The 13,160-nt window shown below is 62.8% G+C and carries 12 protein-coding genes and 1 riboswitch; of the genes, 11 read left to right on the top strand and 1 reads right to left on the bottom strand.

All coding sequences use genetic code 11. The annotated features are described in order from the left end of the window. The first annotated feature begins 239 nt into the window (after positions 1-239). From VSX56_RS19905 to VSX56_RS19890, 4 genes are all read left to right on the top strand, one after another. Positions 240-695 (top strand): hypothetical protein, encoded by a 456-nt coding sequence (locus VSX56_RS19905; protein ID WP_350939296.1) that lies wholly within the window; start codon positions 240-242, stop codon positions 693-695. Between the two features lie 80 nt (positions 696-775). Beyond that, positions 776-1,027: a hypothetical protein gene (locus tag VSX56_RS19900; RefSeq protein WP_350939295.1), complete on the top strand. Its 252-nt coding sequence runs from the start codon at positions 776-778 to the stop codon at positions 1,025-1,027. 129 nt (positions 1,028-1,156) lie between these two features. Further along, complete coding sequence (locus tag VSX56_RS19895) at positions 1,157-1,606, top strand: hypothetical protein (protein ID WP_350939294.1); 450 nt, start codon at positions 1,157-1,159, stop codon at positions 1,604-1,606. 184 nt (positions 1,607-1,790) lie between these two features. Then, positions 1,791-2,807, top strand: coding sequence for a hypothetical protein (locus VSX56_RS19890; RefSeq protein ID WP_350939293.1), 1,017 nt, complete (start codon positions 1,791-1,793; stop codon positions 2,805-2,807). A 14-nt stretch (positions 2,808-2,821) separates the two neighbouring features. On the opposite strand, the gene VSX56_RS19885 is transcribed toward VSX56_RS19890, so the two are convergent. Continuing rightward, the gene (locus tag VSX56_RS19885) at positions 2,822-3,385 is read right to left on the bottom strand and encodes a manganese efflux pump MntP (RefSeq protein WP_350939292.1); all 564 of its coding nucleotides are present in this window, start codon (positions 3,383-3,385) and stop codon (positions 2,822-2,824) included. 5 nt (positions 3,386-3,390) lie between these two features. Further along, positions 3,391-3,554: riboswitch (yybP-ykoY riboswitch) on the bottom strand. Between the two features lie 223 nt (positions 3,555-3,777). Here VSX56_RS19885 and VSX56_RS19880 point away from each other — a divergent pair. The 7 genes from VSX56_RS19880 to VSX56_RS19850 all read left to right on the top strand — a co-directional run bounded on the left by VSX56_RS19880 (position 3,778) and on the right by VSX56_RS19850 (position 12,968). Further along, complete coding sequence (locus tag VSX56_RS19880; protein WP_350939291.1) at positions 3,778-9,318, top strand: coiled-coil domain-containing protein; 5,541 nt, start codon at positions 3,778-3,780, stop codon at positions 9,316-9,318. Further along, a complete protein-coding gene (locus tag VSX56_RS19875) occupies positions 9,315-10,229 on the top strand; it encodes a hypothetical protein (protein WP_350939290.1) in 915 nt (304 codons plus the stop codon). Before VSX56_RS19880 ends, VSX56_RS19875 begins: the two co-directional genes overlap by 4 nt. Further along, complete coding sequence (locus tag VSX56_RS19870; RefSeq protein ID WP_350939289.1) at positions 10,229-11,260, top strand: hypothetical protein; 1,032 nt, start codon at positions 10,229-10,231, stop codon at positions 11,258-11,260. Before VSX56_RS19875 ends, VSX56_RS19870 begins: the two co-directional genes overlap by 1 nt. Before the next feature lie 10 nt (positions 11,261-11,270). Beyond that, complete coding sequence (locus tag VSX56_RS19865) at positions 11,271-11,603, top strand: hypothetical protein (protein ID WP_350939288.1); 333 nt, start codon at positions 11,271-11,273, stop codon at positions 11,601-11,603. A 44-nt stretch (positions 11,604-11,647) separates the two neighbouring features. Continuing rightward, a complete protein-coding gene (locus VSX56_RS19860; protein ID WP_339112294.1) occupies positions 11,648-11,944 on the top strand; it encodes a hypothetical protein in 297 nt (98 codons plus the stop codon). Then, complete coding sequence (locus tag VSX56_RS19855; protein ID WP_350939287.1) at positions 11,941-12,432, top strand: hypothetical protein; 492 nt, start codon at positions 11,941-11,943, stop codon at positions 12,430-12,432. The genes VSX56_RS19860 and VSX56_RS19855 overlap by 4 nt, the downstream gene beginning before the upstream one ends. Before the next feature lie 311 nt (positions 12,433-12,743). Further along, on the top strand, positions 12,744-12,968 hold the full coding sequence (locus tag VSX56_RS19850; RefSeq protein WP_339113253.1) for a hypothetical protein: 225 nt from the start codon (positions 12,744-12,746) through the stop codon (positions 12,966-12,968). The last annotated feature ends 192 nt before the right edge of the window (positions 12,969-13,160 follow it).

The following is a 13,160-nucleotide window of genomic DNA, read 5'->3' as shown; positions in this document are numbered from 1 at the left end:
GATCTACTTCCACACCAAGGTCGCCAATATCCGCGACCGCTCGCGCACGGCCTCCACCGCCAAAGGCATGACCGGCCAGTTCCGGATCAACTCGGCGCTCGTGCGGGTCGCGGCGGCCTAAGCCAACAGAAAGAGAGATCTCTGGCGCACGGGGTTGCGCGCCGGAGCAGGGTGGTTGCGGGCGTGGTTCACCCGCAGCCGCCCTTTTTATTGAACCTGAACCCTGAAGGATAAACCTCATGGACTTCACCAAATTCGACAGCCGCTCGGCCGCAGACAAACCCGCCCGCCTGCATCTGAAAGACCCCGCCTCGGGCGAGGAGCTCTTTGCCGATGAGGCGCGGAGCAAGCCCTGCGTGGTGCTGGTGCGCGGCACCGAGAGCCGTGCCGTGCAATCGGCCCTGCGCGCCGTCCAATGCGCCAAGCTGAAGGACAAACCCAAAAAGGAAAGCGAGGAGGCCCGCACGCTCGAGGACCTCCACGCCCAGATGGTGGATGGCGCGGTGCCGCTGATCACCGGCTTCGAGAATATCGCGCGTGGCGAGGCGGCACTGACCACCTCCGAGGACGATCTGCGCTGGTTCCTGAACCTGCAGATGATCAACGGCCAGGAAGGCGAAAAGAGCTTTGCCGAGCAGGTGCTGGCCTTTGCCTCGAAACGCGAGAGTTACCTGGGAAACGCAAACGCGCGCTGATCGCCTATGCACGCCAGCTGGGCCATCTCCATTCCACGCCCAGATCGTGGAGCGAGACCCGGCTGGCTTTCGCCGAGCGCATGGGGCGGCCCCTCGGGCTGCCTGAGCTCGACGCCGGCAACTATCTGGTCGAGGCGATGATCCGCCTCGATCCGGTCCGCTCCACCGGCCTCGATCTGCGCGCCACCGACTGGCCCGAGATCAGCGCCTTCATGCAGGCCACAGGCCGGATCACCGAAGGCTGGGAGGCCGAGCTTCTGTTCGAGATGTGTGCAGGGTATTTTGCCGCGCGGCAGGCGGGGGAGGATCCGTTGGCTGTGGGCTATGGATAAGGTAACCAGGGCGCCGTCTGTTTAATATTTCACCCAAAGTGCATTCAGAAAAAAACTGTAAGTAATTTTGAATGTAACAAATATTGTCTGGTTCGATTAAGAGGCACTACGTTTAAAAGGGACTGATAGATGCAAAAAAAACGTTCGCCGGAAAATAAGTTCGTTAAGTTTCTGAATGAATGGAAAACACAGATAACGGCTGCCATAGCCGCGCCGTTTGTGGCCATAGGGTATTTGCTGAACGTCTTATCGCAATCGGGGAATGATCTTCTATTCGCAAACGCATTATGGGGGATAATTCTATTTCTGTTAGCGGCTGCTCTCTCGGCCTCATGCACGCTGACCGCTTTCGGAACGCTATTCGCGGTAAAAACTGAGCGCTTAAAATGCGACGCGCATATCGCGGATAAAATCATTCATTACTCAATAAATATCATTATGCTTGGAGTTGCTATTTGTCTTGTAATGCTTGCTTTTTATAGCTTTTCGTTGGGCGCAAACGAACTCTCGCGTGTTAAGCCCTACGAAATTCATCTTACCGACGGCGTAGCTCGATTAGTTACTGGTGATGGCAAGTAAAAAGCAGGCGATGCGGAATGATTTTCTGCGCGTGAATGCTTTAGCGCTTTGACTTGAACTCAACACCAACCCCAAGGGGCGGACCTCACGGTCTGCCCCTTTTCTATTCGAGTGGGCTGAGAAATACCGTTTTCACGGCCAAACAAATTAACGTGACCTCATTTCTTCACACATGCTAGGAGTATTGCGTGAAGCTATTTTGAAAGGGCGGTCTTTGCCTAAAGCGTATATCCACATGGGGTTGCCTAAGACAGGCACTACCGCGATACAATATGCCTTGAGAGATCATGGGCCGCTTCTGCAGAAGCATGGCCTGTTCCACCCCGAGACGCCGTTTTCGAATGCGGCGGCTCTGGTAGCGTTGTTTCATCCCAAGGGAAGCGGGCATTTCTTCATAACCCGCAAGGGATATACGGAAGCACAGGTCACGCAGATCAAGGAAGACTTCCATACGCAGGTGACGCAGAGCACGACCGACATCGTCGTATCCTCCGAGTATCTGTATAATCTCGGGCACCACGCAGGACGGGTCGCAGACTACTTCGCCTCGGCTGGTTTCGAGCCGGTCTTCATCTTCTATATCCGCCACCCCGTCGATCTGGCGGTCAGTGCAGCACAGCAAAGCGTCAAGATGGGATCGAAGTCGCTGGATGCGCTAATTGAAAATCCGCATTGGAGCAGGATAAGGAGCTCGATCGAGCCTCTGCAAAAAGCAGGTTTGACAGTCTGCGTGCGCAATTATGGCGATATGAAAAACCGCAATGTGATTGACGATTTCATCAGCTTGCTCGGGCATGAAGAACTCGCCGGTCAGTTGCCTGTAAAGCGCTCCAATGAAGGGCTCACGATGGATGGCGTGCTGCTCGCCGATATCTATAAAAAGAATCAAGACGCGAAGCAGCCCAAGCCGTTCAATAAGTATGCGATCTTCAATGTGGGGGGCAGCCGGTTCACGTTGCCCGAAAGCGCCAAGGAAATCGTCAGAGAACAGTCTCGCGACGAAGTGGCGTGGGTGGAGCAGACCTTCGGCATCCAGCTGCAGGAAACCGGCCATGCCGACAAGTTCCGGTGGGAACTCACGAAGACGGCGCAATTGATCATGAAGGCGCACGCTTCTCCGGTGCTGAACCACGCGCCGGAAGGATGGCTTGACTCGATGAAACGTTTACTTCGTGCGCGTCTAAAAATCGAAAGGCTTTAGGCGCGGAGATATACTCACCCCGCCTGTGTCAGATGCTCCCAGAGGATCATGCCGCCGATGGCGACCAGTACCATCCCGCCCAGCGTTTCGGCGATGCGGCCGAAGCGGGCGCCGATATAGCGTCCGACCAGCAGGCCAGTCGAGCTCATGATCATGGTGGTGCAGCCGATGGCCAGCGCGATGATAACGATATTCACCTGCAGGAAGGCGAGGGACACGCCAACGGCCATCGCGTCGATCGAGGTGCCGATTGCGGTGACGAGGGTCGCCCAGAAGGAGACGGGCCCCGCATCCTCCTCGGCATCGCGGGTCCATGCCTGCAGGGCCATATGGATACCGACGCCGGCAAGCAGCGTGAAGGCGATCCAGTGATCGACCGCCTGCACGTAGCGCGACGCGGCCATGCCTGCCGCCCAACCGATTAGCGGGGTGATGGCTTCCACGATGCCGAAAACCGCACCGGTGCGCAGGGTCGCGGCGAAGTTCGGGCGTGCGGTGGCCGTGCCCTTGCCGAGTGACGCGATGAAGGCGTCGATAGACATTGTCAGGGCGAGAGCGCCGATCGAGAAAGGTGACATCAGGTGATCCTCAGGGGCTTGCCGGGCGATGGACAGACCCCGCCCGCAGAGTCCGATCGCCACGGTCTCGCAAAATCCCGATGGATCAGACACGCCACGCGGTATCGCCGCGAGGATGTTGACGTGCCTCCGCTCGCGCGGTCGCTACTCCCCGATGCCTCCCAATTGGCGGCAGGGGCGTGGGCTGTCAACCGCGGATCGGGCGGAAATGGCCATTTGGCTTATAAAACAGCGTATTCATAGCCTTAGCTATATTTCCTACCTTTGGATGGCGTTCGGGAAACAGGCCCGTCTGGCGGAATTTAGGCAAGCGAGCTCCCGGTGCTATCCCAACCAACCCCAAGGGGCGGACCTCACGGTCTGCCCCTTTTTCCATTCAAAAGAGGTGTGCCATGGCGATGGGCCAGATGGGTGCGATGCAGGCGAAGCTCGGGCTGGACCTGAGCCAGTTCCAGTCGGGGGCGCGGGCGGCGAGTGCCGAGGCGCAGAAGATGGCGGGTAATATCAATCAGGCCTGGGCGGGGGTGCGGGCCTCGGTGGAAATGAAGGCGGCGCGGTCCTTTGACCAGCTGCGCGCCTCGATCGATCCGGCCTTTGCCGCGAGCCAACGCTATGCGGATGTGCAGCGCCAGGTGGCGGGGTTTGTCGAGAGCGGGGTGGCGAGCCAGCGGGCGGCTAATCAGGTGCTCGAGCAGGCAGCGGCCAGGTATCTCGGCGTGGCCACGGCCTCGGATCGCGCGGCACAGGCTACTCGTGCAGGTGAAGCGGCACAGGCGGAAGCTGCCCGCACGGCGGCGAGTGCGGCGCGGAGCTATGAGAGCCTGCGGGTCTCGGTCGATCCGCTCTATGCCAGCTCGCAGCGCTACAAGCAGGCGGTGGAGGTGCTCAATGCCGCTCAAGCGGCAGGGGTGGTTGATGACCGCGCGCGGGCCAATACGCTGCGGCTTCTGGGCGAGCAGCTCTCGGCCACAAGCGGGGTGATGCAGCGCACGGGCGGGATCTCGGGGCGGATGTCCTCGGCATTCTCGAACGCGTCCTTCCAGGTGCAGGACTTCTTCGTGCAGATCGCGGGTGGCACCGATGTGATGCGGGCCTTTGCCATGCAGGCCCCGCAGCTTCTGGGGGCTTTGGGCTTCTCGGGCAAGCTCGCGATGATCGGCTCTGCTTTGGGGACGCTGGTGGCCGTGGGCGCTGTGGTGCTGCCGATGCTTGGGGACTTTGGACGCAAGGCCAAGGATATGGGCGAGGCGGTCGATGATCTCGAAGGCTCGCTCGGCGATCTGCGCGCGGCGCTCGATGTGGCAGCGATCCCGATGGCGGCCCTGCGCAAGGAGTTCGGGCTCAATGCCGAGGCCGCGCGGGAGATGAACCTCGCCATGCTCGATCTGGCACAGCTGAAGGCGATGAATGATCTCGATGCCTCGACCGAGGCGCTGCGCACCCGCTTTGCCGATCTTGTGGCGCAAGTCGACCAGTTCGATGCGGCCACGCGTCAGGCCGGCGGGGCGCTGCGCGAGGACTTTCTAACCATGGCGCAGACGAGCATCCGCCAGCTGCAGAGCCAGTTCGGGCTGACGATCATCGAGGCGCGCGGCGTGGCCGATGCAATGGGCAAGATCAATTCGGGCGATGTCGATCAGGTGGCGGCAGGGGCCAAGGATCTGACGCAGGTACTGATGGCGGTGAAGGATAGCGCGGGGCGCATTCCGCCCGATCTGCAGGAGGCGGCCTCGGCCGCGGCCCAGACGGCCATCGAGGCGCTGCGACTGGCGGGCTACGCTGAGCAGGCGGAGAAGATCGCGGCCAATCTGCCGGTGGGGCTCAACAGTGCGGCCGATGCCGCGCAGCGTCTGGCCTCGGCTATGGCGGCGGCCACCGGCTTCTCGACCAATCTCGATGCGCAGATCAAAACGCTCGATGTGCAGATCGAGGCCACGCGCACCAAGCAGAATGTGGCCAACGCCACGCGCATCGCGGGGCTCGAGCTGGAAGCGCAGGCGCGGCGTGATGCGGCGGTGGCGGCGGGCGAGGATGCGCTGGCTGCCGATGCGCGGCTCGCCATCGATCAGGCGCAGATCAAGACCATGTCCGACAAGCTCGCGACACTCGATCAGCTGACGGCGGCCCAGAAAGCCTCGACCAAAGCGGGCACGGCGGGGCTGAAGGCCGCCCAAAAGCTCGAGAAGGCGCAGGCGAAAGAGGCCGAGCGCTGGCGCGATCTGATCGATCCGATGAACCGCTATCGCCGCGAGCTGGGCGAGCTGAACACTCTGGCGAAGGAGGGGCTCCTCACGCCCGAGGAAGTGCAGAAGGCCATGGCGCAGCTCAATGCCGATCTGGCCGATAGCCTGCCGCTGGTGGGCGAACTCACAGACACGCTGGTCGACGGGCTCTTCACGGGGTTCCGGACCACATTGGGGAGCATTGGCGATATGTTCAAAACCTGGCTCAAACAGATGATCGCCACAGCCGCCAAGAACCGCATTCTGGTGGCGATGGGGGTCACGGGCGCGACCGGTGTCGCCGGCACGGCCGCGGCGGCCGCAGGCTCCGCGGCGGGCGTCAAGCCCGGCGGCCTTGGGTCGATCGCGACCAGCGGGCTTGGGCTCGCGGGTGTCATCGGCACCTCGGTCAATGCCTTCATCTCGGGCGCGGGCGGGCTGGTCACCAGCCTCACCGGCGCGGGCGGTGGCTTGGCGGCGGCGGGCACCTATCTCACCTCCGTTCTGGGCGGGGCCACTTCGGGGATTACTGGTCTCTCGGCCGCGATCGGGGCCATCGCGCTGCCGGTGGCGGCGGTGGGCTTCCTGATCTCGGGGCTGATCGGCAAAACCAAGGTGCTCGATACCGGCATCCGCGCGCTGATCGGCGGCGGAGATGTCTCGGTGCAGACCTATCAGCGGATCGAGAAGTCCAAATGGTGGGGGCTCTCCAAATCGAAGAAGACCAAATACGCTACGGCCTCCTCTGATGTCGCCGATCCGATCACGCAGGCCGTCTATGGCGTGCAGGATTCGGTCGTAGCCGCGGCTGCGGCGCTTGATATCGGGGCCGAAGCTTTCGACGACTTTGCCTATGAGCTGAAGTTCTCCACCAGGGGGCTTTCGGAAGACGAGGCGCTGGAGGTGCTGCAGGACAAGCTCACCGAGCTGGGCGATGCCTATGCAGGCCAAGTGGCGGGGCTCGAGGCATTCTCGGCCTCGGGTGAAGGCGCGATGGAGACCATCAATCGTTTGGCCTCTGCCTTACAAACGGTGAATGCGGCGATGGATACGCTGGGCAATGCCTTCCGTGCCACGGGGCTGGTCGGCGCCGATATGGCGAGCCAGCTCACGCAGCTCTTTGGCGGCGATGAGGCCTTCGGCACGGCTGTGAGCACCTATTACGAAGCGGTCTATTCCGAGAGCGAGCGGCTCGCCACGCTGACGCGCCAGACCACCGAGGCACTGGCCGATATGGGGATCGCCATGCCCAAGAGCCGCGATCAATACCGCGCGCTGGTCGATGCGATGGATCTGACCACCGAAGGCGGCCGCGCGCTTTGGGCCACACTTGTGGGCATGGCGGGCGTCTTTGACGAGATCCTGCCGCAGGTCTCGGCCTTCACCGCGCAGATCGAGGCGCTTTCGGGGCAGGTCTCGACCTCGCTCGATGGGGCGATCACCGCTTACACGGCGGCACAACAGGCCTCGGCGCAGGCCGCGACCAATTGGTACAAGGCCGCCGACAGTATCGCCGCGTTCGTGGCCGAGATGCGGGGCACCGCCTCGGCCATGACCTCGCCGCAATCAGCGCTGGCCTTCTCGGCCGCGCGCTATCAAGCGACGCTGGCCTCGGCCAGGGCGGGCGATCTCGATGCCACAAGTGGGCTGACCGGTGTGGCGCAGACCTATCTTGATCGGGTCTCGGCCACGGCCACCAGCGCGCTCGATGTGGCCCGCGCCCAGGCGCGCGTCGCCTCGGATCTGGGACAGGTGGAAGGCATTGCCCAGATCGAGGGGGCGAAGTCCGAAGCGATTGTGAGCCTCACGCAGGCACAGCTCGATCTGATGACCGAGGCCCGTGATTATCTGGCGGCCGGCAATGCGCTGAGCGAGGAGCAGATCACCACACTTGAGACCCAGCTTGGGAGCTTAGATGACGCCATCACGGCGGCTGCGGAGATCAACTATGCCAGCCTGCAGAAACAGATCGATCTGGCGATTGATGTGGTCGAGGATGCCAAGATCCCCGACTATCTGAAGGCGATGTTGTCGGACAGCGCCTCGGGTGTCACCCGCTATGTCGACTTCATCACCCGCTCCGACCTCTCGGCCGACCAGAAATGGCTCGCGCTGACGGGGGCCTCGGAACATGTGAAGACGGTCGAATATCTGGCACAGAATGATCTCGGCCGCGATCTGACCACGCTGGCACTCGCTACGACCTCGACGCTGCAGAAGACGGTCAATCTTCTGACGGGGCGCAAGCTCGATGCAGAGACCATGCGGGTGGCGCTGGCCGGCAATAGCGAGTTGGCGCGGGTGGTGAATGTGGCGCTGTCCTCCAAGGCGGATACGCGGGCGGTCAAACTCGCGCTCGGCAATCTCGGCGCCTATGCGGTGACGGTGAATGCAAGCTTTGGCAAAGGCATCACGGCGGATCTGCGTAAACTCGTCTTTGCCGGGCAGGGCAGCTATGCCGCGATGATCGAGGCGGCCTTCTCGAAAGGGCTCACCGCCGATCAGCGCCGGATCCTGCTTACCCAGCAGGGCGGCTATATCGCGCAGATCACAGGCGTGCTGGCGAGCAATCAATCGGCGCAGATCAAGGCGCTGCTTCTGAACGCCAATACATCGGCCGCGCGGGCGATCACCATCCGCGCGACTTTTGCCAAAGGTCTGAGCTCGGATCAGCGGGCGGCGCTCTCGAGCGCGGCGCTCACGGTCTCGCGTATCATCGCGGGCACGGTGCGGCTGGGATCCCTCTCGGGCGACCAGATCCGCATGCTCAGGGCCGCGAGCGGGACACTGACCCGCACGCTGAAGGGCACGGTCGATCTCTCGGGGCTGACCGCCCAGCAGAAGAGCCTGCTGGCGGCGGTCTCGGGGTCGAGTGCGGGCCGGATCACGTTGGGCGGGTCCTTCCGCTTTGATCCGAGCTCGGCCTTCGCGAGCCTGATGACCAACTCTGTCGCCACGCCCATGGCCTCGGCGAAGGCGGCAATGACCGGCCTGCGTGGGGCGCTTGTCGATCTGCGCAAGGTGATGGACGAGCAGCTGGCCCAGGCCAAAGCGGCGCAAGCGCTGGCCACGGCACAGGCGAGCCTCGCCACACTGGCCGACCAGAAAGCCAGTGTCATCAGCACCGCCAGTTCGGTCATCGCGCAGATCAAGGCGCTTGAGCGTTCGACCGGCGTGGATATCCGCAATGGCAACAAGAACGCCACGCTCTCGGTCGATGACGCGGGGAATGTCTCCTATGCGGCGACCCATGTCGATTACGGGCGCGGCGATGACATCGCAGGGTTCCGCGCGGCCTTCTGGGCCGATGGCGGGCTCGAGGATCAGCTGGTCTCGCTGATCGGCGATGCGCCGGCGCTCGAGCGGAAGATGGCGGTGCTGCGCGCGCAGATCGAGGGGATGGGCGGCGTGCCGGCCTTTGCCCGCGGCGGCCATCACGCGGGCGGTCTGCGGCTCGTGGGCGAGAAGGGTCCCGAGATCGAGGCCACGGGCGCGAGCCGGATCTGGTCGGCCGATCAGACCCGTCGGATGCTCTCGGGTGGCGGCGGGCAGGGGCAGGGCGCTGACGCAGCGCTTCTGGCCGAGGTGAAGGCGCTGCGCGAGGAAGTGGCCGGTATGCGCAGCGAACAGCGCCAGCTGGGGCTGAGCGGGACCAATGACATGCGAAAGCTGCGCATGATCGAAGAACGGCGGGAGGCCGAGACGCAATGACCGAAGCTCTGATGATCATCCCCGTGCCCTTGGGCGCGGGGAATATGCAGGCCTCGAATGTGGCCGAGGATGACCATGCCGCATGGGCCGCGGGCACCTCTTATGCGGTGGGCGATCGGGTGATCCTGACCGCCACCCATCGCATCTATGAGGCGCTGGCGCCCGGATCCGGCGTGCATCCGGTCTCGGGCACGAATGCCGGGGATTACTGGGTGGAGGTCGGCTCGACCAATCGCTGGCGGGCCTTTGACGCCACGCTGGGTCAGGCCACCACGCGGGGGGAAAGCATCACCTACACGCTGGGCCTGCCCGCGCGGGTCGATGCGATCGCCTTCATCGATCTGGTGGCGATCTCGTTGCAGGTGGTGATCCGCGATGCGGGGGGCGGCGTGGTCTATGACCGCACGGCTGACCTGCTGGACACGAGCCAGATCCAGAGCTGGGCCGACTTCTTCACCTATGAGGATAGTTTCGACCCCGAGCAGGTCTTTGTCGATCTCGGCGCGCTCTCGGGCTTCACCATTGAGATCACGATCTCCAATCCGGGCGGCACGGCCTCGGTGGCCGAGATCGTCATGGGGCGGGGGGAATACCTGGGCGATGTGCTCGATGGCTCGCGCTCGGGCTTTACCGATTACTCGCGCCGCGAGACCGATGATTATGGCAATGTCTCGATCGTCAAACGCCCCACGGCCCGCAAGGCCGAATGGCAGCTGGCCTTTGACACGGCCGCCAATCGCCGGATCCAGCGCGCGCTCGAGCAGGCGCGCGGCGCGCCCGCTTACTTCTACCCGGGCGATGGCATGACGCCCTTCGCCCTCGCGGTCTACGGCGTGGCCGATGACTTCTTCCCCGCGCTCTCGGGCGGCGGGCGCACGATTGCAACCCTTACATTAACTGGAGTGGCCTGATGGCAAAACCGACCTATACCCCACCGCCCAACGAGGCCCCGATCCTCGGCGACCCGAGCTTTGCGGCCAAGGCCCAAGGCTTCCTCGGCTGGTTCCCCGTCATGGGCGAGTACATGCAGGGCATGGGCGACTGGATCGAGACGATGATCGGCGATGTGCCCTCGGACAATATCGCGGCCTTCGCGCATCTGGGTGGCGCGGCCAACAAGCTGCCTTATTTCACAGGGGCAGGTGCCATGGCCATGGCGGATCTGACGGCGGATGGGCGCAGCCTGATCGGCCAGAGCGGGGTGCTGAAGGCCAATGGTGCGGTGCTGGGCGGCACGGGGATCCAGCAGGATGCCTATGACACGACAACCTCGCGTGTTCTCAAGACTGGCGCGTTCGGCCTCGGTATCCCCGCAGGCTCGGGGGGCATGGCGACATATGATCTGACGGATTTTTACGCCAATTCCTCTGGTATCTATTTCCTCGCCGGAGCTTATGGAGCGCCGACGAACTGGGGCACGATGTGGGTGATGACCCACTCGACCTATGCCAAAACGCTGCTCTATCAGGATTCGGGCGGCAGGCGGATGTTTATCGGCAGGCATAATTCCGACAGCTCGCTGACCGGTTGGTTCGAGGTCTTCACGGAGAACAATGTGGTCGGGACCGTAGGGTATGACGGCACGAAACCGACCGGCGCCGTGATCCAGACCGGTTCGAACGCGAATGGCGATTACACCCGCTTTGCGGACGGAACGCAGGAATGCTGGAACAAGGTCTCGCTGGCCTATGAAGGGCCGACGCTCATCAGCGCCTCATGGACCTATCCGGCTGCGTTCTCATCGATCCCCGTGCTGCAAACGACGCTGAATGTCTCTTCGCTTTCGGCGAATGTCGGGCCCACAGGTCTTGCCGTCTGTGGGGTCGGTACCCCGAGCGCGACAGGTACTGCGGTACGTCTTTATCGCTCTGCGGGAGCCACGGATTTTGCCAGTGGAAATTCCGCGATTGTCCATGTCAGAGCCACAGGTCGCTGGCGCTAAGGAGACGCTCATGAATATCATCTTCTCACCCATCGTCCGCCGTCCGGGCACCGATTACGAACTCCACGAACTGTCCGTGGAGGGCGACACCCTCAGTGTCAACGGCACCGAGTTCACTCTGACTGCGCTGGAATATGACGAAGAGACGGGCCTCGCCGGCTACATCCAGAGCGCCACGCAGGCCAGCGGCGACTGGACCGTCACGCTGCTCCTGCCGATCGGCGACAACGCTTCCGAGGCGCAGCGCTTCCCTGATCCTGTCACGGTGACCAGCGGGCCGGTGCCGCTGCCGGCGCCACCCGAGCCTGAGCCCGACCAGACCAGCACAGAAGACGCAGGATGACCCGCCCCCGAGGCGGGATTTTTTATGAGCGAAGCGAGGGGCGCATGTTCTCCAAACCTATCGAATACTGGGCGGTGCTGGCGGGGATGGTGATCTATGTCGCCACCCGCGACGCCGAACGCGAGCCGCTCGTCAAGCGCCTCGCCAAGACCGCCGCCAGCGCCTTCCTGACCGTGGGGCTCTCGCCCTCGGTTGCGCCCTATGTGCGCGGCTCCGAAGTGCTGGCGGCGGTGGCGATCATGTCGGTCGGGCTCATCGTGCTCGATGTGCTCACCGCCATGGTCCGTGATCGCGATTTCCTCAAGGACATGATCCGCAAGAAGCTGGGGGGCGGCAAATGAGCGATCACATCAAAACCGCCATCCGCGCCAACCGCCTGCCGATCTGGGTGCTGGCCGCGATCGCGGTGCTGGCCGTGGCCGAGCCGTGGATCCGGCAGGCGCAATCCTCGCGGCCCTGGCGCGACTTCACCGGCCAGACGCCCTTTGTGGCGGTGACGGTGACCTCCTCGAGCGTGACGCCCGAGGGGCTGCAGCTGATGGGCGATATGGTCAAGCGCCGCTGCGAATATCGCGGGCTCGCCGCCTATGTGGTGATCGGCGGCACCAGCTACCGTGCGGTGGTCGATACCTCGGCTGAGGAAGAACTACGTCCGCCGGGCTCACGTCCGCCTAACCGCCTCAAACAGCCCTGGGGCCCATGGGAGATCGTCTGGCCGGCCGGGAAGGCCATCCCCGAGCGCTACGAGCTCTGGGCCTATCACCAATGCCCGCGCGAGAAGGCCGTGCAGGTGAACCTGTTTGTGGAGGGGAAGTGGGAGGGGAGGTAGTGGGCGCGGTAGAACAGAAACCGTGAGTGGTCCCGCGCCCGAAACTTGTCATCCTTCAACTATAAGCCAAGTCGGGTTTCCGGGCAATCTGTTCAAAAAGATAGTGCCGCATAAAAGAAGCGCGGATCTGTGACGGAGACAGAACCGCGCTGAAGTCCAACAGGGGATAACCTTTAGATGGAATTCGGAAGGGAGAAATTCAAGGAGGATGTCGGGGAATTTTCCCGCATTTGGCGAAAATCATAAGGAGGCTATTTATTAACATGAGATCATGTTATCGTGGGGTTCTCAGATAAGGACATGAGTCGATTATGCAGATGACAGATACTTTCGTCTGCCAGGACTCTCTGGGCAAACGCTACACCGTCCAGACTTGGCAGCCAAAAACCACACGCACACTGCCTTCGGGCAAGGCCCTCAGCATCAGGGGAGCGCAGAGCTTCTCGCTGGAGGATGGTACTGCTGTGCATGACCTGAAAAACGGGTCTTTCGCGATCCAGACCCAGCCGATCATCGTGATCCGCCGGGACGTCTGACCGACTGCCTCGCTAGAGCCTCGTCGCTTCGGTGACACCCAAGCCCCGCCATCGAGCGGGGCTTTTATTTTGCCCCTTTCAGGGGCCGGGGTGAGCCAACACCCCGACCGTGCGACCGTTTAGACCACGCCGCACCGACCCAAGCTACTGCAAGACTGGTCGCCTGACCCCCGAGAGGGCGGGCGCCGTATC

Source organism: Thioclava kandeliae (genome assembly GCF_040297545.1).
GTDB classification, from domain to species: domain Bacteria; phylum Pseudomonadota; class Alphaproteobacteria; order Rhodobacterales; family Rhodobacteraceae; genus Thioclava; species Thioclava kandeliae.
Note: the sequence above shows the minus strand (reverse complement) of the source record. Positions and strands in the feature narration are given on the sequence as shown.

Coding starts and splice junctions, on each gene's coding strand:
- VSX56_RS19905 (WP_350939296.1), top strand. CDS start 240: ATGGACTTCACCAAATTCGACAGCCGCTCGGCCGCAGACAAACCCGCC.
- VSX56_RS19900 (WP_350939295.1), top strand. CDS start 776: ATGGGGCGGCCCCTCGGGCTGCCTGAGCTCGACGCCGGCAACTATCTG.
- VSX56_RS19895 (WP_350939294.1), top strand. CDS start 1,157: ATGCAAAAAAAACGTTCGCCGGAAAATAAGTTCGTTAAGTTTCTGAAT.
- VSX56_RS19885 (WP_350939292.1), bottom strand. CDS start 3,385: ATGTCACCTTTCTCGATCGGCGCTCTCGCCCTGACAATGTCTATCGAC.
- VSX56_RS19880 (WP_350939291.1), top strand. CDS start 3,778: ATGGCGATGGGCCAGATGGGTGCGATGCAGGCGAAGCTCGGGCTGGAC.
- VSX56_RS19875 (WP_350939290.1), top strand. CDS start 9,315: ATGACCGAAGCTCTGATGATCATCCCCGTGCCCTTGGGCGCGGGGAAT.
- VSX56_RS19870 (WP_350939289.1), top strand. CDS start 10,229: ATGGCAAAACCGACCTATACCCCACCGCCCAACGAGGCCCCGATCCTC.
- VSX56_RS19865 (WP_350939288.1), top strand. CDS start 11,271: ATGAATATCATCTTCTCACCCATCGTCCGCCGTCCGGGCACCGATTAC.
- VSX56_RS19860 (WP_339112294.1), top strand. CDS start 11,648: ATGTTCTCCAAACCTATCGAATACTGGGCGGTGCTGGCGGGGATGGTG.
- VSX56_RS19855 (WP_350939287.1), top strand. CDS start 11,941: ATGAGCGATCACATCAAAACCGCCATCCGCGCCAACCGCCTGCCGATC.
- VSX56_RS19850 (WP_339113253.1), top strand. CDS start 12,744: ATGCAGATGACAGATACTTTCGTCTGCCAGGACTCTCTGGGCAAACGC.